General features: G+C 72.2%; 24 protein-coding genes. 16 read left to right on the top strand and 8 right to left on the bottom strand.

What is annotated here, in order from left to right; genetic code table 11:
• Positions 1–11: 11 nt before the first annotated feature.
• Genes BCL76_RS07205 through BCL76_RS07215 form a run of 3 tightly spaced genes read right to left on the bottom strand, consistent with a single transcriptional unit; the run spans position 12 to position 3,612 of the window.
• Positions 12–674 (bottom strand): PhzF family phenazine biosynthesis protein, encoded by a 663-nt coding sequence (locus tag BCL76_RS07205; RefSeq protein ID WP_181382460.1) that lies wholly within the window; start codon positions 672–674, stop codon positions 12–14.
• Positions 675–693: 19 nt separating this feature from the next.
• Positions 694–2,169 (bottom strand): HtaA domain-containing protein, encoded by a 1,476-nt coding sequence (locus BCL76_RS07210; RefSeq protein ID WP_109778673.1) that lies wholly within the window; start codon positions 2,167–2,169, stop codon positions 694–696.
• A 51-nt stretch (positions 2,170–2,220) separates the two neighbouring features.
• Positions 2,221–3,612, bottom strand: coding sequence for an HtaA domain-containing protein (locus tag BCL76_RS07215; protein ID WP_109778674.1), 1,392 nt, complete (start codon positions 3,610–3,612; stop codon positions 2,221–2,223).
• A 115-nt stretch (positions 3,613–3,727) separates the two neighbouring features.
• On the opposite strand from BCL76_RS07215, the gene BCL76_RS07220 reads away from it, so the two are divergent.
• The 6 genes from BCL76_RS07220 (at position 3,728) to efeU (ending at position 10,568) form a co-directional block, all read left to right on the top strand.
• Positions 3,728–4,741 carry a heme/hemin ABC transporter substrate-binding protein gene (locus tag BCL76_RS07220; protein WP_258309401.1) on the top strand — a complete coding sequence of 338 codons (1,014 nt, stop codon included), beginning with the start codon at positions 3,728–3,730 and terminating at the stop codon, positions 4,739–4,741.
• Position 4,742: 1 nt separating this feature from the next.
• Positions 4,743–6,095 (top strand): FecCD family ABC transporter permease, encoded by a 1,353-nt coding sequence (locus tag BCL76_RS07225; RefSeq protein ID WP_258309403.1) that lies wholly within the window; start codon positions 4,743–4,745, stop codon positions 6,093–6,095.
• 89 nt (positions 6,096–6,184) lie between these two features.
• The gene (locus tag BCL76_RS07230) at positions 6,185–7,003 is read left to right on the top strand and encodes a heme ABC transporter ATP-binding protein (protein WP_375137895.1); all 819 of its coding nucleotides are present in this window, start codon (positions 6,185–6,187) and stop codon (positions 7,001–7,003) included.
• A gap of 190 nt (positions 7,004–7,193) precedes the next feature.
• Positions 7,194–8,348, top strand: a complete 1,155-nt coding sequence (efeO, locus tag BCL76_RS07235; protein ID WP_109778676.1) for an iron uptake system protein EfeO — start codon at positions 7,194–7,196, stop codon at positions 8,346–8,348.
• 32 nt (positions 8,349–8,380) lie between these two features.
• The gene (efeB, locus tag BCL76_RS07240) at positions 8,381–9,685 is read left to right on the top strand and encodes an iron uptake transporter deferrochelatase/peroxidase subunit (protein ID WP_109778677.1); all 1,305 of its coding nucleotides are present in this window, start codon (positions 8,381–8,383) and stop codon (positions 9,683–9,685) included.
• 25 nt (positions 9,686–9,710) lie between these two features.
• The gene (efeU, locus tag BCL76_RS07245; RefSeq protein WP_109778678.1) at positions 9,711–10,568 is read left to right on the top strand and encodes an iron uptake transporter permease EfeU; all 858 of its coding nucleotides are present in this window, start codon (positions 9,711–9,713) and stop codon (positions 10,566–10,568) included.
• Positions 10,569–10,625: 57 nt separating this feature from the next.
• Here the strand turns inward: efeU and BCL76_RS07250 are convergent, their stop codons facing one another.
• From BCL76_RS07250 to BCL76_RS07260, 3 genes are all read right to left on the bottom strand, one after another.
• Complete coding sequence (locus BCL76_RS07250; protein WP_109778679.1) at positions 10,626–11,189, bottom strand: GNAT family N-acetyltransferase; 564 nt, start codon at positions 11,187–11,189, stop codon at positions 10,626–10,628.
• Between the two features lie 100 nt (positions 11,190–11,289).
• Positions 11,290–12,153 carry a PhzF family phenazine biosynthesis protein gene (locus tag BCL76_RS07255; protein WP_109778680.1) on the bottom strand — a complete coding sequence of 288 codons (864 nt, stop codon included), beginning with the start codon at positions 12,151–12,153 and terminating at the stop codon, positions 11,290–11,292.
• A 145-nt stretch (positions 12,154–12,298) separates the two neighbouring features.
• The gene (locus BCL76_RS07260; RefSeq protein ID WP_109778681.1) at positions 12,299–13,060 is read right to left on the bottom strand and encodes an SDR family oxidoreductase; all 762 of its coding nucleotides are present in this window, start codon (positions 13,058–13,060) and stop codon (positions 12,299–12,301) included.
• A 108-nt stretch (positions 13,061–13,168) separates the two neighbouring features.
• Here BCL76_RS07260 and BCL76_RS07265 point away from each other — a divergent pair, with 108 nt between their 5' ends.
• The 7 genes from BCL76_RS07265 to BCL76_RS07295 all read left to right on the top strand — a co-directional run bounded on the left by BCL76_RS07265 (position 13,169) and on the right by BCL76_RS07295 (position 19,247).
• Entirely contained in the window at positions 13,169–14,479 is a 1,311-nt protein-coding gene (locus tag BCL76_RS07265) for a Bcr/CflA family multidrug efflux MFS transporter (RefSeq protein WP_181382461.1), read from the top strand.
• A gap of 270 nt (positions 14,480–14,749) precedes the next feature.
• Positions 14,750–15,610, top strand: a complete 861-nt coding sequence (locus BCL76_RS07270) for a helix-turn-helix domain-containing protein (RefSeq protein WP_109778683.1) — start codon at positions 14,750–14,752, stop codon at positions 15,608–15,610.
• Positions 15,611–16,116: 506 nt separating this feature from the next.
• The gene (locus tag BCL76_RS38475; RefSeq protein WP_146228336.1) at positions 16,117–16,467 is read left to right on the top strand and encodes a hypothetical protein; all 351 of its coding nucleotides are present in this window, start codon (positions 16,117–16,119) and stop codon (positions 16,465–16,467) included.
• On the top strand, positions 16,460–17,275 hold the full coding sequence (locus BCL76_RS07280) for a hypothetical protein (RefSeq protein ID WP_258309405.1): 816 nt from the start codon (positions 16,460–16,462) through the stop codon (positions 17,273–17,275). The genes BCL76_RS38475 and BCL76_RS07280 overlap by 8 nt, the downstream gene beginning before the upstream one ends.
• A gap of 243 nt (positions 17,276–17,518) precedes the next feature.
• The gene (locus BCL76_RS07285) at positions 17,519–17,779 is read left to right on the top strand and encodes a hypothetical protein (RefSeq protein WP_109778685.1); all 261 of its coding nucleotides are present in this window, start codon (positions 17,519–17,521) and stop codon (positions 17,777–17,779) included.
• 61 nt (positions 17,780–17,840) lie between these two features.
• The gene (locus tag BCL76_RS07290) at positions 17,841–18,155 is read left to right on the top strand and encodes a hypothetical protein (protein ID WP_109778686.1); all 315 of its coding nucleotides are present in this window, start codon (positions 17,841–17,843) and stop codon (positions 18,153–18,155) included.
• Positions 18,156–18,248: 93 nt separating this feature from the next.
• Positions 18,249–19,247 carry a small ribosomal subunit Rsm22 family protein gene (locus tag BCL76_RS07295; RefSeq protein WP_109778687.1) on the top strand — a complete coding sequence of 333 codons (999 nt, stop codon included), beginning with the start codon at positions 18,249–18,251 and terminating at the stop codon, positions 19,245–19,247.
• A 12-nt stretch (positions 19,248–19,259) separates the two neighbouring features.
• Here BCL76_RS07295 and ddaH read toward each other — a convergent pair whose 3' ends face one another.
• A complete protein-coding gene (ddaH, locus tag BCL76_RS07300) occupies positions 19,260–20,132 on the bottom strand; it encodes a dimethylargininase (protein WP_352041270.1) in 873 nt (290 codons plus the stop codon).
• An 81-nt stretch (positions 20,133–20,213) separates the two neighbouring features.
• On the opposite strand from ddaH, the gene BCL76_RS07305 reads away from it, so the two are divergent.
• A complete protein-coding gene (locus BCL76_RS07305; RefSeq protein WP_109778689.1) occupies positions 20,214–20,825 on the top strand; it encodes a TetR/AcrR family transcriptional regulator in 612 nt (203 codons plus the stop codon).
• 170 nt (positions 20,826–20,995) lie between these two features.
• Positions 20,996–21,745: a bifunctional DNA primase/polymerase gene (locus tag BCL76_RS07310; RefSeq protein ID WP_109778690.1), complete on the top strand. Its 750-nt coding sequence runs from the start codon at positions 20,996–20,998 to the stop codon at positions 21,743–21,745.
• Positions 21,746–21,818: 73 nt separating this feature from the next.
• Here BCL76_RS07310 and yaaA read toward each other — a convergent pair whose 3' ends face one another.
• Positions 21,819–22,622 (bottom strand): peroxide stress protein YaaA, encoded by an 804-nt coding sequence (yaaA, locus tag BCL76_RS07315; protein ID WP_109778691.1) that lies wholly within the window; start codon positions 22,620–22,622, stop codon positions 21,819–21,821.
• Positions 22,623–22,734: 112 nt separating this feature from the next.
• Between yaaA and BCL76_RS07320 the strand changes: the two genes are divergently transcribed.
• The gene (locus BCL76_RS07320) at positions 22,735–24,177 is read left to right on the top strand and encodes an RNB domain-containing ribonuclease (RefSeq protein WP_109778692.1); all 1,443 of its coding nucleotides are present in this window, start codon (positions 22,735–22,737) and stop codon (positions 24,175–24,177) included.
• The last annotated feature ends 68 nt before the right edge of the window (positions 24,178–24,245 follow it).

Raw genomic sequence — 24,245 nt, forward strand, 5'->3', positions numbered from 1 at the left:
GTGCGGGATACCTAGGGCCGGTCCACCGGAGCGAAACGGACGCGGCCGCCGATCTCCACGGTGCCGTCCGGGCCGGGGGCGGTGAGGATCTGGGAGCCGGCGCCCTGGGTGATGTTCAGGGCGCGGTTCAGCTGGGCCGTCAGCAGGATCGCCGCCGAGCCGGTGGCCTCGTCCTCGGCGACGACCCCGTCGGGGCGGCGCGGAAAGCCCCGGGCGCGCACGCGGCCCGCGGCCTCGTCCTCCCAGGCCCAGGCGTACAACCAGCCCTCACCGGGCGGCGGGGCGGGCAGCGCCTCGACCTCGGCCACGGACCCGTACTGCTCGGTGCGCTTGCCCTGGACCCACTCGGGCCGGGCCGTGATCCAGGTGAACTCCCCGTCGTCCCGGGCCCATACGGATCCGGCGGGCGGCTGGAGCTCCTCGATGTCCAGCAACCACGCGACCCCGACCAGCGGGTGTCCCGCGAAGGACATGCGCGTGCCGGGGGTGCGGATGTCGACGACCCCGCGCTCGGGGTCGTCGACGAACACCGTCTCGCTGTAGCCGAGTTCGGCGGCCAGGGCCTGCCGCGACGCATCGTCGGGGCAGGTCCGGCCGTCGCGTACGACACCGAGCAGGTTGCCGAAGCGGCCGTCACCCGCGCAGAAGACCCTCAACACGTCGAGATCGTTCACGCGGGAATTCAAACACGGCTCAGACCTGGGACGTACGCCGCCTGCGCGCGAGGTACACCGCGCCCGCGCCGGCCGCGATCACCACGCCGGACGTGGTGAGCAGAGCCCCGGCCGGGATCTCGGCGCCGGTGTTCGCGAGGTTGCCGCCGACCGTGGAGCTGCCACCGCCGACGGTGCCGCCCGTACCGCCCGTACCGCCCGTACCGCCGATGGTGCTGCCGGTCGTACCGCCGGTGGTGCCACCGTTGGAGCCGCCGGTCGACCCACCCGTAGAACCGCCCGTCGAACCGCCGGTCGACCCGCCGGTCGTACCGCCCGTGGTCGGCGGGAGGACGACGTCCTTGTCCACCGCCACGGCGAAGGTGAGCGGGTCCATCGCGTCGCCCGCCTTGTACATGGAGCCCGTGGTGTCGTTGGCGAAGGCGGCCGCGCCCTCGGCGGTGAAGGCCGCCGGCACCGCGTTCAGCGCCAGGAGGCCGCTCTTGGTCTTGTAGTCGGTCTTCGACAGGTCGAGCGTGGCGAAGCGCAGGCCCGGCTTGCTGCCGGAGCCGTTCTTGACGTCCACGTAGAGGGTGCCGGTCTTGCCGGTGGCCTCGACCCGGGGGTTGCCGAAGGTCATGTCGATGCCGTGGGCCGCGTACTGGAAGCGCAGGTTGCCCTGGAAGGAGGCGTTCAGCTTCTGCTTCTTGACGTCCAGGTCGCCCTTGCCGAAGGCGAAGTCGAAGGTGTCGCCGTTCTTGGCGGCACCACCGGCCGGGGTGATCGAGCCCGCGCTCAGCACGTACTTACGGAAGGACTCCTTCACGCCCCACGTCAGCTTGCCGCTGAGCACCTGCTGCGTGTCGTCGGCCGGCGGCGTCGGGTTCTTGGTGGTGTTCGACGGGGTCGGCTCGGGCGGCGCCGGCTTCTCGAACTCCAGCTTGGCGTTCAGCGGGTCGCCCGGCTTGTCCTTGTAGCTCGCCGAACCGAGCGCGTCCGCGGCCTCCTGGGTGAGCGTGGTCGCCAGGCCGGTCATCGACTGGCCGGTGAAGGCCACGGTGGCCATGGGCACGTCCTGGGTGGTCGCGCCGCCCTTGGTGACGTCCGCGGTGAGCTTCTTCGTACCGGTGTCGATACGGATGTCCGAGAGCTTGACCTCGAAGCCGTGGCCGGTCGGCGGGGCGGGCGAGGAGAAGGTGACGCTGCCCTTGAAGGCCGCCTTCACCACGTGCCCGTTGGCCGGCTCGTACGCGCCGGTCGGCCCGGTGAAGCGCAGGGTGCCGTCCGCGTTCTGCTCGGCCCCGTCCGCGACGGTGATGGTGCCCTTGGCCATGCCGGTCACGTAGGCGCGGTAGCTCGCGAGCACACCCCAGTCGAGGGTGCCGCCGGTGATCTTCATCGGTTCGGTGGGCGGGCCGCCCGCGGCGGTGGCGGGCAGGGCGAAGGCGGTGGCGCCGAGCGCCGCGGCGGTCAGGACGGCGGCCGCGAGGGAGATCGGGCGTCGAATGGACGACATGGCTGGGTACTCCTGAAGGAACAGAGAAGGGGGAATCACGGAGGGGGTTACCTACTGGGGCACGTCGGTCGGCGTACGACGCCGCCGCACCACCAGGAAGGTGCCGCCGCCGGCCAGGACCAGGACGGCCACGGCAAGGGCGACGAAGAGCCCGGTGTTCGAGGACTTCGAGGACTCCGCAGCCTGCGCGGCGGGCTCGGCGGACGGCGACGCGGACGCGGGGGCGGGCGAGGCCGTCGAGCCCAGGTCGGGCAGGGCGGGCAGCTGGGCGGTGGAGTCCAGGGCGACGGCGAGCGAGACGGGGTCCATCTCGGTGCCGGCCTTGTACATGGAGTTGAAGGCCTGGGAGCCGCCCTCGGTGAGGGTGGCCGGGGCTTCGGTCAGGGTGGCCAGCTTGCCCTCGGTCTTCAGCCCCTTGGCGTCGAACTCCACGAGCGGGACGGCGTTCTTCGTCGCGCCGCCGGTGGTGACGTCCGCGGACAGGACGCCCTTGCCGTTCTCCACCTTCACGCTCATCCGGCCGAGCGTGAGGTCCAGGTGGGCGCCGGTGAACTGGACCGTACCGGCGAAGGCCGCGTCGAGAGCGCCCTTCGTGCCGTCGAACGAGCCCTTGCCCTGCGGGAAGCGGAACAGTGCGCCACCGTCCTGGGCGCCCTCCGCGAGGGTCCATCTGCCCTGACCGACCGAGCCGGTGACGTACTCGCGGAAGGTACGCCGCACCCCCCAGTCGACGGCGGCGTCGGCGAAGGCTCCGGGCGCCTGCGGGGTTTCCGCGGTGGCGCCCGGCTGCGCGGCCGTGGCCGACGGCGTGGGCCGGTCGGCCGGGGCGGTCTTGACGTCGGCGGAGAGCGAGACGGGATCGAGCTGGGTGCCGGCACCGTAGTAGCCGGCGAAGGCCTTGGCGCCTTCCGCGGTGAGGGTGGCCGGGAGGTTCGTGAGGGACAGCGGGCTGTTGCCGCCCTTCATGTTGATGCCGCCGACGCCGAGCGAGGCGAAGGCGACCTGCGACCGATCGGTGACCGCGCCGCTGTCCTTGGCCTTGCTGGACACGTCGACGTACAGAGTCCCCTTGCCACCCGAAATCTTGACGGTCGGGCGACTGATCGTCATGTCCAGCTCGTAGACCCCGTCGGGCTTCTGGTGACCCTGGAAGGTCACCCCGCCCGAGTAGGAGGCCTCGAAGGCGCCGGAGTCGGGGTCGTAGGAACCGGCCGCGGAATGGAAGCGGAAGAGGCTGCCACCGGCGGTGGCCGCGCCACTCTTCAGCTTGAACCCGCCTTTTGCCACCGGACCCGTGACATAACTCTGGAAAGACGATTTGATGCCCCAGTCGAGACGACCCCCCTGTACGGTGCCGGCCCGGGCGGCGGTCGCCGGGAGCAGTGCGCCCAGCAGGGCCGCCAACAGGGCGACGGCGAACGTACGGACGGGTCTCGTGGGCATGAATGCCCCCTCCTCAGGTCTAGCGAGCAAGGTTAGGCTAACCTAAGCTAACCACGGCCGGATGAACACCCCCCGGTCTCCAGAACCTCAGTCGGACGATCAGGACGGTGCCTTCGTGCCTACGCCCGCCGCGTCAACCCGCTTCCCCCGTCTCGCAGTTGCCGTAGCAGCACTGGCACTCGCGCTGACGGCCTGCGGAGGTACGGCCACCACCCCGAGCTCATCCGCCGCCGGCGCAGCCGCGGTCCCGGACCGGCTGGAACCGCTCCCGACGCCACAGCCCGCCCTGCCGGTCACCGTGCCCTCGGTCGACGGCGCCCAGGTCACGATCACGTCCGCGGACCGGGTCGTCCCCCTCAGCGGCAGCCTCAACGAGATCGTCCACACACTGGGCCTCGGCAAGCAGGTCGTCGCCCGGGACATCACGGCCACCTTCGAACAGGCCGCCCAGCTGCCGGTGGTGACACGTGGCCACGACGTCTCCGCCGAGAGCGTCCTGTCGCTGCGCCCGACCCTCGTCATCGCGGAGACCACGAGCGGCCCCGGCGAAGCGATCCAGCAGATTCGCGACGCCGGCGTACCGGTCCTGGTCATCGCCCCCGCCAAGGCGCTGGACGACGTCCCGAAGCGGATCGACGCCGTGGCCGCCGCACTCGGCGTCAAGGAGGCCGGCACGCAGCTGAACCAGCGCACCGCCGACCGGATCGCCGCCGTCCGCAAGGACATCCCGGCCGCCTCCACCAAGAAGCCCCGGGTGGCCTTCCTCTACCTGCGCGGCACCGCCTCCGTCTACCTGCTCGGCGGTTCGGACTCCGGCGCCGCGTCCCTGCTGGAGGCGGCGGGCGCGGTCGACACCGGCAAGGACTCCGGACTCGGCAAGGACTTCACCCCGATCACCAGCGAGGCCCTGGCGGCCGCCGCCCCCGACGCGATCCTCGTCATGTCCAAGGGCCTCGAATCGGTCGGCGGCATCGACGGCCTGGTCAAGATCCCGGGCGTCGCCCAGACCCCGGCCGGCATGGACCGCCGCGTGGTCACGATCGACGACGGCGTCCTCCTCAACTACGGCCCCCGCACCGACCAGGTCCTCTCCTCCCTGGTCACCCAGCTCTACAACAAGGGCGCCTGACATGACCCTGCACGACCCGAAGACCGAAGACCTGGACCCCAGGACCGGCTCGGAAGAACCCGGGGCGGGCTCCGAAGAGGTCGGGGGCGGTTCCGCCGGGGACGGGTGTGTGTCGGGGCGCTCCCCGCAGGGCGCCGAACACACTGCCGCCCGACGTTCCGACCCCTCGTCACGTTCGGCGCCCGAGGAGACGCCCCGGCGCGCGCCCGGCCCCGGCGGAACCGCCCCCGACCCCGCCCGAGCCGCCCCGCCCCAGCCCGAGCCGCACCCGCACCCGCACCCGCACCCGCACGAGGCCACCGGCAACGGCAACGGCAAGGCCAAGCGGTCCCGCCGCCCCGCCCTCCTCACCACCGCCCTGGTCGCCGTCCTCGCCCTCCTCGCCCTGCTCTCCGCAGGAGTCGGCGCCTACGACATCCCCCTCACCGACGTCCTCGCCTCCGGCCGGCACCACCTCGGCCTCGGCGGCGCCCCCCTCGACCGGGTCGGCGAGAGCGTGCTGTGGAACGTCCGCCTCCCCCGCGTCGTGCTCGCCCTGCTCGTCGGCGCGAGCCTCGGCTGCGCGGGCGCGCTCATGCAGGGCGTCTTCGGCAACCCCCTCGCCGAGCCCGGCGTCATCGGCATCTCGGCCGGCGCCGCCGTCGGCGCGGTCGCCGCCATCGGCCTCGGCCTCAGCTTCTTCGGCAACTGGACCATCACCGTCTGCGCGTTCGTCGCGGGCCTGATCACCGTCAGCTCGGTCTACCTCCTCTCCCGCAACGGCGGACGGACGGAGGTCGTCACCCTCATCCTCACCGGCATCGCCGTCAACGCCTTCGCCGGCGCCCTCATCGGCCTGTTCGTCTTCTTCGCGGACAGCGGCCAGGTCAACCAGATCACCTTCTGGCAGCTCGGCTCCCTCGCCCAGGCCACCTGGCCGAAGGTCCTCGCCGTCCTGCCCTGCGCCGTCGCCGGCCTGCTCGCCGCCCCCTTCTACGCCCGCCGGCTCGACCTCCTCTCCCTCGGCGAGCGCCCCGCCCGCCACCTCGGCATCGACGTCGAACGGCTGCGCCTCTCCCTCATCCTGGTCGTCGCGCTGCTCACCGCCGCCGCCGTCGCCGTGGCCGGGGTCATCACCTTCATCGGCCTGCTCGTCCCGCACCTGCTGCGCATGGCCAACGGCCCCGGCCACCGCTTCCTGGTCCCCGGCAGCGCCCTCGCCGGCGCCGTCGTCCTGGTCGCGGGCGACCTGGCGGCCCGGACCCTCGCCCAGCCCGCCGAGCTGCCGCTCGGTGTACTGACCGCCCTGCTCGGCAGCCCCTTCTTCTTCTGGCTGCTGCGCCGCACCCGCCGCAAGCAAGGAGGCTGGGCGTGACCAGCAGGACAACCGACAGCACAACCAACAACACAACCAACAACACAACCGGCAGCACGACCAACAACACAACCCGCAAGCTGACCGCCCTGCTCACCCGCACCCGCCGGACCGTCCCCGCCCGCCCCGCCCCCGGCGACGCCGTCGCCGAGGCCGAGGACCTGCGTCTACGGCTCGGGCAGCGCGAGGTCCTGGCCGGGATCGACCTGACCGCCCGGGCCGGCGAGGTGCTGGCCCTGGTCGGCCCCAACGGCGCGGGCAAGTCCACGCTGCTGGGCGCGCTCGCCGCCGATCTGCCCGCCGCCTCCGGGGTGATCCGGATCGACGGCCGCCCGGTGGGCGACTGGAGCGCCCCGGATCTCGCGCTGCGCCGCTCCGTACTCCCCCAGTCGGCCGCACTGTCCTTCCCCTTTCCGGTGGAGGACGTCGTACGGATGGGCCGCGCGCCCTGGGCCGGCACCCCCCTCGCCGAGGCCGACGAGGAGGCGGTGGCCTCGGCCATGGCCGCCACCGAGGTCACGGACTTCGCCGCGCGCCCCTTCTCCGCACTCTCCGGCGGCGAGCGCGCCCGGGTCGCGCTGGCCCGCGTACTGGCCCAGCGGGCCCCGCTGCTGCTGCTCGACGAACCGACCGCCGCCCTCGACCTGCGCCACCAGGAGCTCGTGCTGCGCATCTGCCGGGAGCGCGCCGCGGCCGGGGACGCGGTCGTCGTCGTCCTGCACGACCTGGGGCTCGCCGCCGCCTACGCGGACCGGGCCGCCGTCCTGCACGACGGACGGATCGCCGCGGACGGTCCGCCGTCCGAGGTGTTCGAGGGCGAGCTGCTGAGCCGGGTCTACCGGCAGCCGGTCGAGGTGCTCCCGCACCCGCGCACCGGGGCGCCGCTGGTCGTCCCCGTCCGGGCTTGACCTCCGCTTGACCGTGCCATGGGGCTGCCGTGGAGGGCCCGTGACAGGGCCGTGTCCGTGGCCGAAAGCCGTGAGCTGAATCACGGTACGACAGGGTATGGGTGAGGTAAGCCTCGGTTAAGTTAGGTCCGCCTCAACGGCCTCTCCCTCCTCGGGGCGGCCCCTCACGTCCGACGCCAGGAGCCCCCATATGCGCCCCGCTCGCCTCACTGTCATCGCCGCGGCCTCCGTGGCGGCCGCACTGACCGCCGTCACCGGCTGCGCCGAGAAGAGCGACGCGGGTGGCGACAAGGCGATCAAGGTGGCGGCGTCCGACAGCGCCTGCGAGGTGTCGAAGACGGAGTTCCCGTCCGGCAAGGTGCAGATCGACGTCGAGAACAAGGGCTCCAAGGTCACCGAGGTCTACGTCCTCTTCCCGGACGCCCGCATCGTGACCGAGCGCGAGAACATCGGCCCCGGCACCAAGGCCTCCATCACCGCCGAGATCAAGGCCGGCGACTACGAGATCGTCTGCAAGCCCGGTATGAAGGGCGACGGCATCTCCCAGAAGGTCAAGGCCACCGGCGGCAAGGGCGGCGAGGAGAAGCGCTCCCCCGAGATGGACGCCGCGGTCGCCGCCTACCGCGCGTACGTGGTCCAGCAGGCCGAGGAGACCCTCCCCAAGGCGACGGCCTTCGCTGCCGCCGTCAAGGCCGGCGACGTCGAGGGCGCGAAGAAGCTCTACGCGGGCTCGCGCATCGGCTGGGAGCGCACCGAGCCGGTCGCCGAGTCCTTCGGTGACATCGACCCCAAGGTCGACGTCCGCGAGGACGGCCTGGAGGCCGGTCAGGACCTGGAGAAGGACTGGACCGGCTGGCACCGCCTGGAGAAGGCCCTGTGGGCCGACAACAAGATCGGCGACCGGGAGAAGGAGCTCGCCGACCTCCTGATCACCGACCTCACCGACTGGCAGAAGAAGGTCGGCCAGGCGGAGATCACCCCGACCTCGATGGCCAACGGCGCCAAGGAGCTCCTGGACGAGGTCGCCACCGGCAAGGTCACCGGTGAGGAGGAGCGCTACTCGCGCACCGACCTGGTCGACTTCAAGGCCAACGTCGAGGGCGCGGAGAAGGCGTTCGAGCTGCTCAAGCCGATCGCCTCGAAGAACGACCCGGAGCTGGTCAAGCAGCTCGACACCCAGTTCGCGGCCCTGAACACCCTTCTGGACAAGTACCGCGCCGACAAGACCACCTACGAGTTCACCTCGTACGACAAGGTCGGCGAGCCGGAGCGCAAGGAGCTCTCGGACGGCGTGAACGCGCTCGCCGAGCCGCTCTCCAAGCTCGCCGCAGCGGTCACCAAGTAACCGGCGGAGACGGAAGCAGGCGGGAGAGGACGATGACCGAGTCGGACTCGGCTGCTCAGCAGCCGCAGCAGTCTCAGCAAGGCGACGACGGTGCGGCGGCGACCTCCGGCGCGGCACCCTCGCGGCGTGCGGTGCTGGGCTGGGGCGGGGCCGGGTTCGCGCTCGGCGCCGCCGCGGCCGGCGGTGCGGTGGCGGCCTTCGGCGGCGGCCCGGACATGGTGTCGGCGGCGGCCGCCGGGGCGGCCGTGCCGTTCCACGGCGAGCACCAGGCCGGTATCGCGACCGCCGTGCAGGACCGCCTGCACTTCGCGGCCTTCGACGTGAAGACGAAGGACCGCGCGGAACTGATCAAGCTCCTCAAGGAGTGGACGGTGGCGGCCCGCCTGATGACGGCCGGTCTGCCGGTCGGTGAGGGCGGCTTCGGCGGCCTCCCGGAGGCCCCGCCGGACGACACCGGCGAGGCGCTGGGCCTGAAGGCCTCCCGGCTCACCCTGACCATCGGCTTCGGGCCGGGCCTGTTCGCCAAGGACCGGTTCGGGCTGGAGGGTCGGCGCCCCGAGGCGCTGGTGGACCTGGAGCTGTTCCCCGGCGACAACCTGGACCCGGCCCGCTCCGGCGGCGACCTCTGCGTCCAGGCCTGCGCCGACGACCCGCAGGTCGCGGTGCACGCGATCCGCCAGCTGGCCCGCATCGGCTTCGGCCGCACCGCCATGCGCTGGTCGCAGCTCGGCTTCGGCAAGACCTCGTCGACCACCCCGGACGAGCAGACCCCGCGCAACATGATGGGCTTCAAGGACGGCACCCGGAACATCTCCGGCACCGACAAGGCCGCCCTGGACAAGCACGTGTGGGTCGCCGCGGGCGACGGCAGCGACTGGCTGACCGGTGGTTCGTACCTGGTGGCGCGCCGGATCCGGATGCACATCGAGACCTGGGACCGGACCTCGCTGCAGGAGCAGGAGGACATCTTCGGCCGCGACAAGGGCGAGGGTGCCCCCGTCGGCAAGTCCAAGGAGCGCGACGAGCCGTTCCTGAAGGCGATGAAGCCGGAGGCGCACGTGCGCCTCGCGCACCCGGACACCAACGACGGTGCGACGATCCTGCGCCGCGGCTACTCCTTCACCGACGGCACGGACGGCCTGGGCCGCCTGGACGCGGGTCTGTTCTTCCTCGCCTACCAGCGCGACATACGCAAGGGCTTCGTCCCGGTCCAGCGCAACCTGTCGAAGAACGACGCGCTCAACGAATACATCCAGCACGTGGGTTCGGCCGTCTTCGCCGTCCCGCCGGGCGTCCGCGACAAGGACGACTGGTGGGGCCGGACGCTGTTCGCGTAGTCCCCGCCGGAGAGGAACAACCGCCGTGTTCGGCAACTATCTGATCGGCCTGCGCGAGGGGCTGGAGGCCAGCCTGGTCGTCTGCATCCTCGTCGCCTACCTGGTGAAGACCGACCGCAAGGACGCCCTGCGTCCGGTGTGGCTGGGCATCGCGATCGCCTGCGGGCTGTCGCTCGCCTTCGGCGCGATGCTCGAATTCGGCACCCAGGAGCTGACCTTCGAGGCGCAGGAGCTGCTCGGCGGCAGCCTGTCGATCATCTCGGTGGGTCTGGTGACGTGGATGGTCTTCTGGATGAAGCGCACCGCGCGGCATCTGAAGGCCGAACTGCACGGCAAGCTCGACACGGCGCTGGCCATGGGCACGGGGGCGCTGGTCGCCACCGCCTTCCTGGCCGTCGGCCGGGAAGGCCTGGAGACGGCGCTGTTCGTGTGGGCGTCGGTACGGGCCAGCGGTGAGGGTTCCTCGGCGCCGCTGATCGGCGTGCTGCTGGGCATCGCCACGGCGATCCTGCTGGGCTACCTCTTCTACCGGGGCACGCTGAAGATCAATCTGGCGAAGTTCTTCCGGTGGACCGGCGCCATGCTGGTGATCGTGGCCGCGGGCGTGCTGGCGTACGGGGTCCACGACCTCCAGGAGGCCCGCTTCCTCGGCGGCCTGGGCGACAAGGCCTTCGACATCAGCGAGACGATCCCGCCGGACAGCTGGTACGGGACCCTGCTCAAGGGCGTCTTCAACTTCCAGCCCGACCCCACGGTCCTCCAGCTCACCGTGTGGCTGCTGTACCTGGTCCCGGTGCTGACCCTGTTCCTCGTGGACCGGAGCCGCGCCGCCAGTGCGCCGAAGCTGCGGCCCTCGGACTCGGACTCGACGCCCGCCAACTGAGCGGACGTCTCCTTCGGACCGCCGCCGACAGGCTGTGGTGAGGGGCCCTCGGGCCCGTCACCACAGCCTGTCGGTGTTTCCGGGGTGGAGCGGGACGCGGACGCCCGTGAAGGCGGCGCGGACCCGGCCCGGGTCGTCGGTGAAGAAGGCCGCCTGCACCACCTTGTCGAAGCCCTCCTCGTCGGTGGCCAGGGGATCCTCGGGGGTGCCGCCCACCAGGACGGTCCCGGGCAGCACTTCGAAGCCGGCGGCCTCGTAGAAGGCCGCCAGGGGCCGGTCGCAGCTGAAGAGCGCCAGGTCCACGGCCGGGTCCGCCGCCAGTTCGGCGCGGGCGGCCGCCACCAGCCGGCCGCCGAGGCCGCGGCCGCGCAGCTCCGGCAGCGCGACCACGGAGCTCAGCCCGGCGGCCCGGTACGTACGGCCCGCGAGCGGGATCGGCTTGTGGAGCAGCGACAGCGCGGCGGCCACCGTCCCGGAGCCGTCCACGAGCAGCATGGTCCGCGGCCGCAGCGCCGGGTCGTGGCCCGGCGTGGAGCCGGGCCACACCATCGCCTCCAGCGCGGCGACCTGCCGAGCCGACGCCTCGGGCACGTCGGCCTCGGCGAAAGCGACCACCCTCATGAGCGGACCTCCTGAATCGGCTGCGGCGACGCTGCCGGGGGCGCTGCCCCCGGACCCCCACGCCGGGAACGCCGGGCGGCTGTAGTGCGGGCATGCCCTCTCACGGGATGCGGACGCCCTCGCCGCCCACCCTGACCCGGGGGTCACCCGCGCGCAGTTCCACCGTGAGGACCCCCGGGCGGCCCATGTCCGTTCCCTGGTGGAGGGTGAGCACGGCGTCCTCCGGGACCAGGCCGCGCTCGCGGGCGTACGCGCCGAAGGCGGCCGCGGCGGCTCCCGTGGCGGGGTCCTCGACCACGCCGCCGACCGGGAAGGGGTTGCGTACGTGGAACTCCGCCGGGCCGGTCCGGTGCACCAGCTGGACCGTGACGAGGTCCAGGCGCCGCATCAGGGCCTCCAGGCGGGCGAAGTCGTAGGCCAGGTCCGCGAGCCGGGCCCGGGTGCGGGCGCCGATCACCAGGTGCCGCGCCCCGGCGTAGGCGATCGCGGGCGGGAACGCCGGGTCCAGGTCGGCCTCGGGCCAGTCCAGGGCGGCCAGTGCTTCCGCGAGGTCGGCGGCGCCGATCTCCTCGGTGTGCGGCTCGACGCTGGTGAGCGTGGCCCGCAGCCGCCCGCCCTCGGAGGTGACGGACACCGGTACGGTCCCCGCCCGGGTGGCGAGGAGGAACTCCCCCGGCCCGAGCCGCTCCCCCAGCGCCACGGCCGTGGCCACGGTCGCGTGCCCGCAGAAGGGGACCTCCACCTTCGGGCTGAAGTAGCGCACGGTGAAGGATCGGCCCTCCGCGCCGCCGAGCCCCTCGGGCGGGGCGGTCAGGAAGGCCGACTCGCTGTAGCCCAGCTCGGCCGCGATCTCCAGCATGGCGCGCTCGTCCAGTCCGGCGGCGTCGAGCACGACGCCGGCCGGGTTGCCACCGTCCGGGTCGTGGGAGAAGGCGGTGTAGCGCAGTACCTCGGTATCGGTCATCCGGCCATGATCAACCGCGCCCCCGCGGCCTGGCAATGTGATTCCCGCGGCGGATCCGCCGCGCCTCGGCCGCGCCTCCGCCGCGGATCCGTACGGCGTATCCGGCCGTGCGTCCCGGGCTGCGCAACCCTCCGTCCGGCACCGCTCAGCCGCGGCCGATGTACGGCATCGAGGTCGCCATCACCGTCGCGAACTGCACGTTCGCCTCCAGCGGGAGCTCCGCCATGTGCAGGACGGTGCGGGCCACGTCGGCGGCGTCCATCACCGGCTCGACGGCCAACTGCCCGTTGGCCTGGAGGATGCCGGTCTGCATCCGCTCGGTCATATCGGTCGCCGCGTTGCCGATGTCGATCTGGCCGCAGGCGATCCGGTACGGCCGCCCGTCCAGCGACAGGGACTTGGTCAGGCCGGTCATCGCGTGCTTGGTCGCCGTGTAGGCGATGGAGTGGGGGCGCGGCACGTGCGCCGAGATGGAGCCGTTGTTGATGATGCGGCCGCCCTGCGGATCCTGTCGTTTCATCTGCCGGAAGACGGCCTGCGCGCACAGGAAGGCGCCGGTGAGGTTGACGTCGACGACCGAGCGCCAGGCCTCGTAGGTGAGGTCCTCCAGCGGGACCCCGCCCGGCCCGAAGGTGCCTGCGTTGTTGAAGAGCAGATCGAGGCGTCCGTACCGGGCCCGGACCGACGCGAAGAGCGCCGTCACGTCGTCCGGGTCGCTGACGTCCGCCCGTACGCACAGCACGTCGGCGTCCTCCCCGGCGGCCGCGGCGGTCTCCTCCAGCGGCTCGGTGCGACGGCCGGCCACGGCCACGGCCCAGCCCGCAGCGGCCAGGGTCAGCGCCACGGAGCGGCCGATCCCGGAGCCGGCGCCCGTCACCACGGCGATCTTCTTCGTACGTTCGTCCATGGGGCCGCAGGCTACGTCACACGACGCCCCGTTCCCCGGACGTTCCGATTGCTGAGAACATGGGTCGGTCAGGGGTGCGTAGATCAGATGAGAAGACTGGAGTTCCGCATGTCGGAGAGAGGCCCCGCGACGGCCGCCTCGCACGACTCGTCGCCCGCGTCACCCCCTGTCCCCACCGCCTCGACACCCCTGAAGGCCGCCCGCCGCACGAGCCTGCTGGTCACCTTCATCCTCGGCGGGCTCACCGCCCTCCCCCCGCTGTCCATGGACATGTACCTGCCGGCCCTGCCGCAGGTCACCGACGCCCTGAACAGCCCGGCCGCGACCATCCAGCTCACCCTCACCGCCTGTCTCGCCGGCATGGCCATGGGCCAGCTGGTCATCGGCCCGATGAGCGACAAGTGGGGCCGCCGCCGGCCCCTGCTCATCGGCATGGTCGTCTACGTCCTGGCCACCGCGATCTGCGCGCTCGCCCCGACCGCCGAACTGCTCATCGCCTTCCGGCTGCTCCAGGGCCTCGCCGGCGCCGCCGCGATCGTCATCGCACGCGCCGTCGTGCGCGACCTGTACGACGGCGACGAGATGGCCCGCTTCTTCTCCACCCTGATGCTCATATCCGGGGCCGCCCCGATCATCGCCCCGCTCATCGGCGGCCAGGTGCTGCGCTTCGCCGACTGGCGCGGGGTCTTCGTCGTCCTCACCGTCGTCGGCGCGGCGTTGACCCTGCTGGTCTGGCGCGCCCTCGGCGAGACCCTGCCGCCCGAACGACGGCACACCGGCGGCGTCGGCTCGGCCCTGCGGACCATGCGCGGGCTGCTCGGCGACCGCGTCTTCGCCGGCTACACCCTGACCGGCGGCTTCGCCTTCGCCGCGCTCTTCTCCTACATCTCCGCCTCGCCGTTCGTCATCCAGGAGATCTACGGGGCCTCGCCCCAGGCCTTCTCCCTGCTCTTCGGGCTCAACTCCGTCGGCCTGATCCTCGTCGGCCAGATCAACGGCAAGCTGCTGGTGGGCCGGGTCAGCCTGGACAAGGCGCTGACCTTCGGGCTCACGATCGTCACCGTCGCCGCGGTGGCCCTGCTGCTGATGTCGACCGGCGTCTTCGGGGAGGTCGGGCTGACCCCGATCGCCGCCGCGCTGTTCGTGCTGATGTCGGCGATGGGCGTGGTCCTGCCGAACACCAACGCGCAGGCCCTGATGCGGACCCCGCACGCGGCCGGCTCGGCCTCCGCGCTGCTCGGCACCACCTCGTTCCTGGTGGGTGCGATCGCCTCCCCCCTGGTGGGTATCGCGGGCGAGGACACCGCGGTCCCGATGGCCCTGGTCCAGCTGGTGTGCGCCCTGCTCGCCCTGAGCGCCTTCTTCGGTCTGTGCCGCCCGTGGCGCAGCCGCGAACCGCTGGAACCCGCCGCTCTCTGACCGCCCTCGGTCACCCGAATGGAGCAACCCGTCCGGCGGGAACGTCAGCGGTCTGAAACCGTGACCGTTCCCGCTGGTCAGGGTCGTGGCGAGGGGTGCGGCCGACCGGCGCCGGGTGGCCCGTCGAGGGGGTTGCCCTTGGGCCGAACAGGTGGTTTTCGCCGTGCGGGTGCACGCCTCGTCGGTTCGGGTATGCAGAATGCTTTTGGCGATACTTGTCCCTGGGTGCGCACTTCTGCATGAAGCCCCGTAGTTGGAGGTAGACCGCCCATGGCGGCGATCGGAAGCCCCACCGTCAGAAGGCGCCGCCTGGGGGCGGAACTTCGCCAGCTACGCCGTGCCGCGGGCATGACGTCCCAGCAGGTGGCGGGTCGGCTCCTGGTGTCCCAGTCCAAGATCAGCCTGCTGGAGACGGGGCGTCGCGCCATCAACCCCCGCGACGTGCGCGATCTGTGCGAGCTCTACGAGGTCAGCGACCAGTCGCTCGTCGCCTCGATGATGCGGATGGCGAAGCAGTCCCGCCAGCAGGGCTGGTGGGTCGCGTACGGCGACGTCCCCTACAGCGTGTTCGTCGGGATGGAGACGGAGGCCGTCGCCATCCACTCGTACGAGCCCCTGGTGATCCCCGGTCTGCTGCAGACCCCCGCCTACGCCGCCGCGGTCATCGCCGAGACGAACCCGCACATCACGGCCGAGCAGGCCGCCACCCTGCTCCAGGTACGGCTACGGCGCCAGCATCGCGCCCACCACCCCGCCCGCTCCCTGCGCTTATGGGTCGTCCTGGACGAATCGGCATTACACCGCGCCGTCGGCACCCCCGACATCATGCGCGAACAGCTCGATCATCTGGACCGGCTCAGCGCCCAACCGCACATCACCGTGCAGGTCCTCTCGCACACCGCGGGAGCCCACCCCGGCGTCTCGGGGCAGTTCTCCATCCTCTCGTTCCCCGACAGTGACGCGGGAGTCGTGTATCTGGAGCGCTTCACCAGCGACCTCTACCTGGAGAAGGCCGCGGACCGCCGGCCCTACCACCTCATGTACGACCACCTGCAGGCGCAGGCGCTCGGACCCGAGCAGAGTCGCCGGTTCATCCGTGACACCAACCGGATCCACACCCGGCCCGCGTAGGCGATGGGCGGCGCCGAAGCTCAGCCGGTGACGCCGCCCTCCCAACCGGACAGGGCTCCACAGGCGGCACACGCCGCCGCACCGCCGCCGGGTTCTCGCGCCGGTTCGGCAGCCGCCGGCGCTTGCTGCCGGGTGAGCCGGCCGAGCTGCGCGTTCCGGGTCAGGACAGACCTGAAGTGCTGCTGACGCCTCAGTTCGAGAACGTCCCTGTGCCGCATTCGGCCCACCCCGGACGATGTCAGTGCGCCCCAGAACGCACCCAGCACTGCACAGATCAGCACAAGCCTCATCAACACGTCTGCCACAGCGGTCCCTTTCCAGTGACGGATCCATGCAGCGGGGCTCGCGGTCGAACCCTCGGCAACACAACGACACAACGCATCGGCATATGCAGGGTTATGGCCCCGCCCTCTCAATGCACCATGTGCAGCACGCAGCCGGATTGCAGTCTTTTCCGATTTGCATGATGCGGGTCGACACCCACCCGCCACGCCATCATCACCCGCATGGCGCATACCCTGCCCGACGCCGGAAGCGTTGGGTGGACTATGACAAGAGCAAACCTCGGCGCAATCTTTCATCGTCATACAACAGACAAAGATCTCGCCGTTCCCCCCGGGGGCGCCCGCATGGGCACGTGGACATTCACGCCGGCTTCACCGGACCGCGCTCAGGGCGGGAACGCGACCCTGCATCAAGAAGGTCGGGAAATCGAACTGAATTACTCGGCCTCGGTCGTCGAGGATTTCCTGAAGGAGATCGGCGCGATCCATCGCGAGTTCGATCTGCGATCGCGCGACGTGGCCGCGTCCGGGATGTACGCCGACGAGCCGGCGAAGCAGGACTCCCGTGTATGAACCGTACGGACCGCTCGGTCGTCCCGACCATCCCGATCATCGCGACCATCCCGACCGGAGCGGCTTCCCCCCGTCACCGGAGGCCCACGCGTTCCGGCCCGGGCCGGATCCGGACCTGCTGACGGCCACGAACAGCGGATGGGATCCGGCGGAGGAGCTCGCCTTTCTCCTTCAGGGGAGCATGGCCGCCGGCCGGACGGAGACCTTCGGAAAGGCCGTCTTCGACGAGGCGAACGGCCCGATGGGCACCGATGTTCCGGTGGCCGGCCCGCCGGACACCTTCGGGCTGCCGCAGGCGCCGGCGTCCCGGGGCCACCGCCGGACCGTCCCGGCGAGGGCGCCGACCGTGGCCCTGCTCCGGACGGGCAGCCTGTGCACGGCCCTGTTGGTCGCGCTCATCGCCGCCGTCGTGAGTACCCTCAGCGGCCTCGCGATCTGTGACGCCCTTCGGCACAGCGCGATGCCCCGTACCGCCCACGACGTGGTCGGCTGGTGGCCGCTGCTGATCTACGGCCCCTGGACGGTCGCCTCCCTGTCCATCCTGAGGGCGGCGCTGCACCAGCGCCGAGCCGCCCACTCGTGGTCCGTCGTCCTGTTGTTCTCCACCTTGGCCACGCTGCTGTGCGTGTCGCAGGCGCCGAGGACGATCGCCGCCCAGGCCGCCGCGACCCTGCCCGCCATCGCCGCGCTCGCCTGCTTCCAACAGCTCGTCCGCCAGATCACGCTCACCCGACCGCCCCGCCAATCCACGCCACGGCACCGCAGCTCCAGGCCCTCCACGACCCCCGAACTCCACTACGGGGCATGACGATCCCGTCCGGACAGCCCCCGGCCGGGGGTGCGTACGGCGCCGGGGAGGAAAGCGCGAGCGCCGCTGACCGCATGGAGTACGTGGTCCTTCCCGGAGCCTCAGTGATCGTTTTCACCTGAGGAACGACAACCGATTCCGATAAGTCACGGGCGGTCCGCCATCTCGAGCCGACGGCTGCCCGGACTCCGCAGCACCACACGCCACCACACCCACGACCGACCGACCGCGAGGACAGCAACGATGGTGTACGAGCCCTCCCACGCCGAGCGACTGCGCTACAAGCGACTTCAGGACGCCGCCTACCAAGCGGGCCTGGAAGCCGTCACGAGTCTTGAGGCAGCCCTCGCGCTCGCGGGGCTGGTCCTGCCCTCCCTGACCAACGACGGGCCCGTGGGCTCGCGCGGGTTCGTCCGGCTCGGCGGATGCAGCGTCTCCGTCGCCCATCAGCTCGCCGAGGTCATCGCGGCGGGCGCCCACGTCCTGCACGAGCAGCGGACATGAGCGCTCACCACCGCGCGCCCGCGACGCCCCCACCCCCAGGCAGCCTCCAGGAGGTCCCCGCATGAAACCGTGGCGCGCTTCCCCACCCGCGCTGACACCACAGGAGGCGCTCGACCCCTACCGCTTCCCCGGGGTGTGGGGACTGGCCGACGAGGAGGAGGCTTCCTTCGAAGGCGACGCGGTGACCCCGGACCCGCGGCAGGGGTCCGCCGGCCGGATCGGCGCGGCACAGCGCAGGCGCCTCGACCTGCTCGCCGCGCTGACCACCGCCGGCATCCCACCGCTCACCGCGGACCGGCACGCCGTCGAGGCCGTCGCCGCACTCGACGAGACCACCAACGCGGCCGTCCGACGATGGATCGCGGGCAGCCGATGACCCGGCGCACCTCGCGGCGCCGCGGTCCGCCCACGCCGGCGCCGCTCCCGTCCCGGGGCGGGGCCACGTGGCCCGGCGGCATAAACTTCGCCGGTGAACGCCTCCGCCCCCACCTCCGCCGAAACCCTCCGCCGCACGCTCGGCGGACTGCTCGACGGGCTCCCGCCGAAGCAGGCCACCGCCGCCGTCGAGCGGCTCATCGCCAGCTACCGGGGGCAGACCCCGACCGACGCGCCCGTACTGCGCGACCGTTCCGACGTGGCGGCGTACGCGGCGTACCGGATGCCCGCCACCTTCGAGGCCGTCCGGGGCGCCCTCGACGGGCTGGCCGAGGCCGCGCCCGACTGGGCGCCGGGCTCGCACGTGGACGTGGGCGGCGGCACGGGTGCCGCGACCTGGGCGGTGGACGCCACCTGGGACGGCCCGCGGGAGACCACGGTGCTGGACTGGGCGGAGCCGGCCCTGGCCCTCGGCCGGGAACTGGCGGCGGCGTCCTCCTCGGAGGTGCTCCGCGCCGCGGCCTGGCGCCGGGCGGTCATCGGCTCCGGGCTGACCCTGCCCGAGGTGGACCTGGTGACGGTCTCCTACGTACTGGGTGAACTGACCGCACCGGCGCGCACGGCCGTCGTCGCCGAGGCGGCGCGGGCCGGCCAGGCCGTGGTGCTGATCGAGCCGGGCACGCCGGAGGGCTACCTGCGCATCCGCGAGGCCCGCGACCAGCTGATCGAGGCCGGGCTGCGGATCGCCGCCCCGTGCCCGCACGACGGGACCTGTCCGATCGAGGTCGGCCAGGACTGGTGCCACTTCTCGGCGCGGGTGAGCCGGTCCTCCCTGCACCGCCAGGTCAAGGGCGGCTCGCTGCCCTACGAGGACGAGAAGTTCAGCTACGTCGCCGCCACCCGCTTCCCGACGGAGCCGGCCGCCTCCCGGATCACGCGGAGGCCGCAGATCCGGAAGGGGCTCGTCCTGCTGGAACTGTGCGGCCCCGAGGGGGACGGCCTGACCCGGGTCAACGTGACCAAGCGTCAGGGCGACCTCTACAAGGCCGCCCGGGACGCCGACTGGGGCCAGGCCTGGCCCCCGGCACCGTAGCCGTGGCCGGTCCTACGGGCGCAGCTCCTGGGTGCAGCACTTCACGCTGCCGCCGCCCTTGAGCAGCTCGCCCAGATCCATCGGGACCGGCTCGAAGCCCCGGTCCCGCAGCGGCTCCAGCAGGCCGGTCGCCGCCTGCGGGAGCAGGACGTGCAGGCCGTCGGAGACCGCGTTCAGACCGAGGGCGGCCGCGTCCCGGCCGTCGGCGATCAGGGCGTCCGGGAAGAGCCGCCTGAGCACTCCCTGGCTGCCGGGTGAGAAGGCCTCCGGGTAGTACATGATCTCGTCGCCGTCGAGGACGCTGAGCGCCGTGTCCAGGTGGTAGTAGCGCGGATCCACCAGGTCGAGGCCGATGACCGGGCGGCCGAAGAACTCCTGGGCCTCGTCGTGCGAGAGCGGACTGGAGCGGAAGCCCCGACCGGCCAGGATGTAGTGCTCGGTGACCGCGAAGTCCCCCTCACCCTCGTTCACGTGGGAGGGCTCGTGGATCTCCGGGTAACCGGCGGCACGGAACCATGCGAGGTGCCGCGCGGCCTCGGCGGTGCGTTCCGGGTAGGCGAACCGGGCCCCGAGGACCCGGCCGTCCACGACGAGGGCCCCGTTCGCCGCGAAGACCATGTCGGGCAGCGCCGGGTCGGGTTCGAGGGTCTCGACGATGTGGCCGAGGGAGCGGTAACGATCCCTCAGGTCTTCCCACTGGGCCAGTGCGAGGGGCAGGTCCACCGGTTTCGTGGGATCCATCCACGGATTGATGGAGTACGTGACCTTGAAGTGTGCGGGTGGGCACATCAGGTAGCGCCGGGGTGTGGCGTCTCTGCGCAAAGAAGGCTCCTCACGACTTTCACGACTCGGGACGAGTGCTGGAGAGAATCGTCTCTCCTTCACCTGGACAGCACAGTGAACTGATCGGGTGGTTTACGCAAACCTGGGGAAAGACGAGACGTCTCGCTTTGGTAATTTCAGGTCATGCCCAAGACCCCTGACGCCACCCGCCGCAGCGACCGCTCCCGGCACGCCATCCTCGACGCCGCGCTCGCCCTCGTCGGGGAGGTCGGCTACAACAAGCTGACCATCGAGGCCATCGCCGCCCGCGCGGGCGTCGGCAAGCAGACCATCTACCGCTGGTGGCCCTCGAAGGCCGCCGTCCTCCTCGACGCCTCGCTCGCTCTCGCCGGGGACGCGGAGACGGAGGCCGAGTGGACCGGCTTCCCCGACACCGGGGATCTCGCGGCGGACCTGAAACTCGTCCTGCGGGCGACGGTCGACCAGTTCAACGACGAGAAGTACGACGCCCCCACCCGCGCCCTGACGGCGGCCGGGGCCACCGACCCCGAGCTCGGCGCCCGCTTCACCGAGCAACTGCTGGAGCCCCAGCTCGCCCTCTACGAGGCCCGGCTGCACGCGGCCCGCGAGGCCGGCCACCTCGCGCCGGACACGGATCTGCGGCTGATGGTGGAGATGCTCGTGGGACCGCTGACCTACCGCTGGCTGCTGCGCACCGCGCCCCTGACGCACGCTTACACCGACGCGCTCGTGGACCGGGTGCTGGGCGGGGTGGCCAACGTCACCGCCCGATAGCGGGCAGGGAACCGAAGATCGGCCGAGAACATTTGGCCGGATTCTATGGTTATGTGGGGATTTCTGGTCGCGTATCTCCAACCCCCCGGTCGTCAAGAGCGGTCACCCGGGGCTCAGGATGGTGGGACGATGGGTCGGTCCGCCGGGGATACGGTGAGGTGAGGGGATAGATGGGGTCTGAGTCCGGCCGCGTCAAACGCGGCGAGCAGAGCAGGATTTCCCAGTGGCTGCGCCGGCGGCAGAAACCCACCGCCGAGGATCCCGGAGCGGAGCGCGAGGCGCTCCTCCTGGCCGTCGCCGCCGCGGGCCTGCCGCTCGCCCCCGCCGCCCATCCCGCCGGTTACCGCTGTTCGTGCGACCGGATCGGCTGTCCGACGCCCGCACGGCACCCCGTCTCCTTCGCCTGGCAGACCCAGTCGACCACCGACCGCGCACAGGTCGAACGCTGGGTACGCAACCAGCCCCAGGCCAACTTCATCACCGCGACCGGCATGGTCCACGACGTGCTCGACGTCCCGCTGGAGGCCGGCACCGCAGCCCTCGCCCGACTGCTCGACGCCGGGATCGAGGTCGGCCCCGTCGCCGAATCGAGCGGCACCGGCGAACAGGCCCGGATGCTCTTCTTCACCGCCACCCGCGGCACCCCCGAGGACGAGGACGAGTGGTGGCCGTGCGAACTGGACTGCCACCCCGAGACGATGGACGAGCACCCGGGCCTGCGCTGGCACTGCCGCGGCAGCTACGTCCTGGTCCCGCCGGCAGCTCTGCCCGGTGACCAGGCGGTGACCTGGATCCGCGGCATGGAGCACACCCTCCCGGACCCGCTCACCCTCCTGGAAACCCTGACGGACGCCTGCGCCGCTTACGCGGGTACCGCGAACCTGACCCCGGCCGCGGTCGCCTGGCCCCTGGGCCACTAGCCCGTCTCTCCCCGGGCGGCCGCCCCGGAGCCCGCGCCTCGAACGCGGGCGGGGCTGAAATCGGGGCGGCGCGTCAGTGGTGGATCTGCGTCACGACCACATCGAGGGACCAGGCCTTCGCCGGCTTCGCGGGGGCCTCGGCCTCGACCGTGTACCCCAGGTCCCGCAGGGCCGTGACCAGCTCGGCGGGCGAGGTCGGCGCGGCCCCCGCCGTCAGCAGGTCCCGTACCAGCCGACCCTTCGTCGCCTTGTTGAAGTGGCTCACCACCGACCGCTTCTCCACCCCGTCCACGATCTGCGAGTGCAGCACCCGGACGGTCGCGGTCCGCCCCGCCACCTCGCCCTTCGGCTTCCACGCCGCCCCGTACGCCGCCGACCGCAGGTCCAGCACCAGCCCGTCCCCGGCCGCCTCCGGCATGACCTCCGCCATCGGCACCCGCCAGTACGCGCCCAGCGCGCCCAGCCCGGGCAGCTTCACGCCCATCGAGCAGCGGTACGAGGGGATCGCGTCGGTGATCCGCACCGCGCCCCACAGCCCCGAGAAGACGAGCAGCGCGTCCTCGGCCGATGCCCGCGCCGCCGCGGGCAGATCGGCCAGACCGAGCGCGTCGTAGAGCACACCCGTGTAGATCTCGCCCGCCGGACGGGCCCCCGCCGTCCGCAGCTCCACGTTCTTGGCGACCTCGCCGCGCAGGCCCTCGCTCAGGCCCAGCACCTCGCGCGCCTTCAGCTCGTCCGCCGCGCACAGCTCGACCAGCTCCTCCAGCACCGCCGCACGGGCCGGAGCGAGACCGGGCAGGGACAGCGCCTCCGGCCTCAGGGGTGCGCCGGAGCCGCCGGCGGCCTTTCCTTCGGACGGCGGCAGCAGCACGAGCACGGTGGTTCTCCTTCGGTACGACGTCGCAGGGGGTGCGGCCCCCGAGCCAGGGTAGACGTCCGCCGCCCCCGCTCGCCGCGCCGTCCGAGGCCGCCCGCTCTAGGCTCGACGCATGCCACGCCGTCAGATCCACATGGCCGGCGCAGACGGGGCTGCTCTGCGGGCCGCGCTGCGCGAACTGCGGACGAAGCTGGAGGTGCCCGAGGCGTTCCCGGCCGCGGCCCTCGCCGAGGCCGAGCACGCGGCGACGCACCCCCGCCTCCCGGAGCTGGACAGTACGGACATCCCCTTCTTCACGATCGACCCGCCGGCCTCCGTCGACCTCGACCAGGCCATGCACCTGGCGAAGCGCTCCGGCGGCGGTTACCGGGTCCACTACGCCATCGCCGACGTCGCCGCCTTCGTCACCCCCGGCGGCGCGCTCGACGCCGAGGCCCACCGCCGCGTGAGCACCATGTACTTCCCCGACGGGAGGGTCCCGCTGCACCCGACCGTCCTCTCGGAGGGCGCGGCCAGCCTGCTGCCCGACCGGATCCGCCCGGCCCTGGTGTGGCGCTTCGACCTGGACCCCGACGGCCGCGTCGAGACCGTCGACGTCCGCCGCGCGCTGATCCGCAGCCGGGCCAGGCTCGACTACGACGGCGTCCAGAAGGCCATCGACACCGGTACGGCGGAGGAACCCCTCGCCCTCCTGAAGGACGTCGGCCAGCTCCGCGAGGCCCTGGAACAGGCCCGCGGCGGCATCTCCCTCAACGTGCCCGAGCAGGAGGTCGTCGAGCGCGACGGCACGTACTCCCTGGCCTACCGCGCCCCGCTGCCCGCCGACGGCTGGAACGCGCAGATCTCCCTGATGACCGGCATGGCCGCGGCCGATCTGATGCTGGCCACCGGCACGGGCATCCTGCGTACGTTGCCCAGCGCCCCCGACGGCGCGGTCGGCAGGCTCCGGCGGACCGCGAAGGCCCTGCGGATCGACTGGCCGCACCATGTGCCGTACGCCGAACTCGTGCGCTCCCTCGACCCGCACCGCCCCGCCCACGCCGCCTTCCTCCAGGAGTGCACGGCCCTGCTGCGCGGCGCGGGCTACACGGTCTTCACCGGCGGCGAGAGCCCCGACCCGGCGATCCATTCCGCGGTGGCGGCCCCGTACACGCACTGCACCGCGCCGCTGCGCCGGCTCGTCGACCGCTACGCCGGGGAGTTGTGCCTGGCGGCGGTGGCCGGGACGGAACCGCCGCCGTGGGTGCTCGCGGCCCTCCCCGCGCTCCCGGAGGAGATGGCGCAGGGCAGCCGGCGAGCGAACACGGTCGAGCGGGAGTCGGTGGACCTGGTCGAGGCCGCCGTGCTCAAGGACCGCGTCGGGGAGACCTTCGAGGCCACGGTCATCGAGGTCGAGGACCGGGAGCCGCTGGTGGGCACGGTCCACCTGGAGGACCCGGCGGTGGTCGGCCGCATCCGGTCCAGCACGCTCGACCTACCCCTGGGCGACCGGATCCGGGTCCGGCTGACCGAGGCCGACCCGGGCACGTCGAAGATCCTCTTCTCGCCCGCCTAGGCCGTCGCGGAACGGCCTGGGAGGTCGCGGGCCGCCGGCGCGGGTCGTCGGCGTCGAGGTCGGGCTCG

The organism is Streptomyces sp. CG 926, assembly GCF_003148825.1.
Taxonomy (GTDB): Bacteria; Actinomycetota; Actinomycetes; order Streptomycetales; family Streptomycetaceae; genus Streptomyces.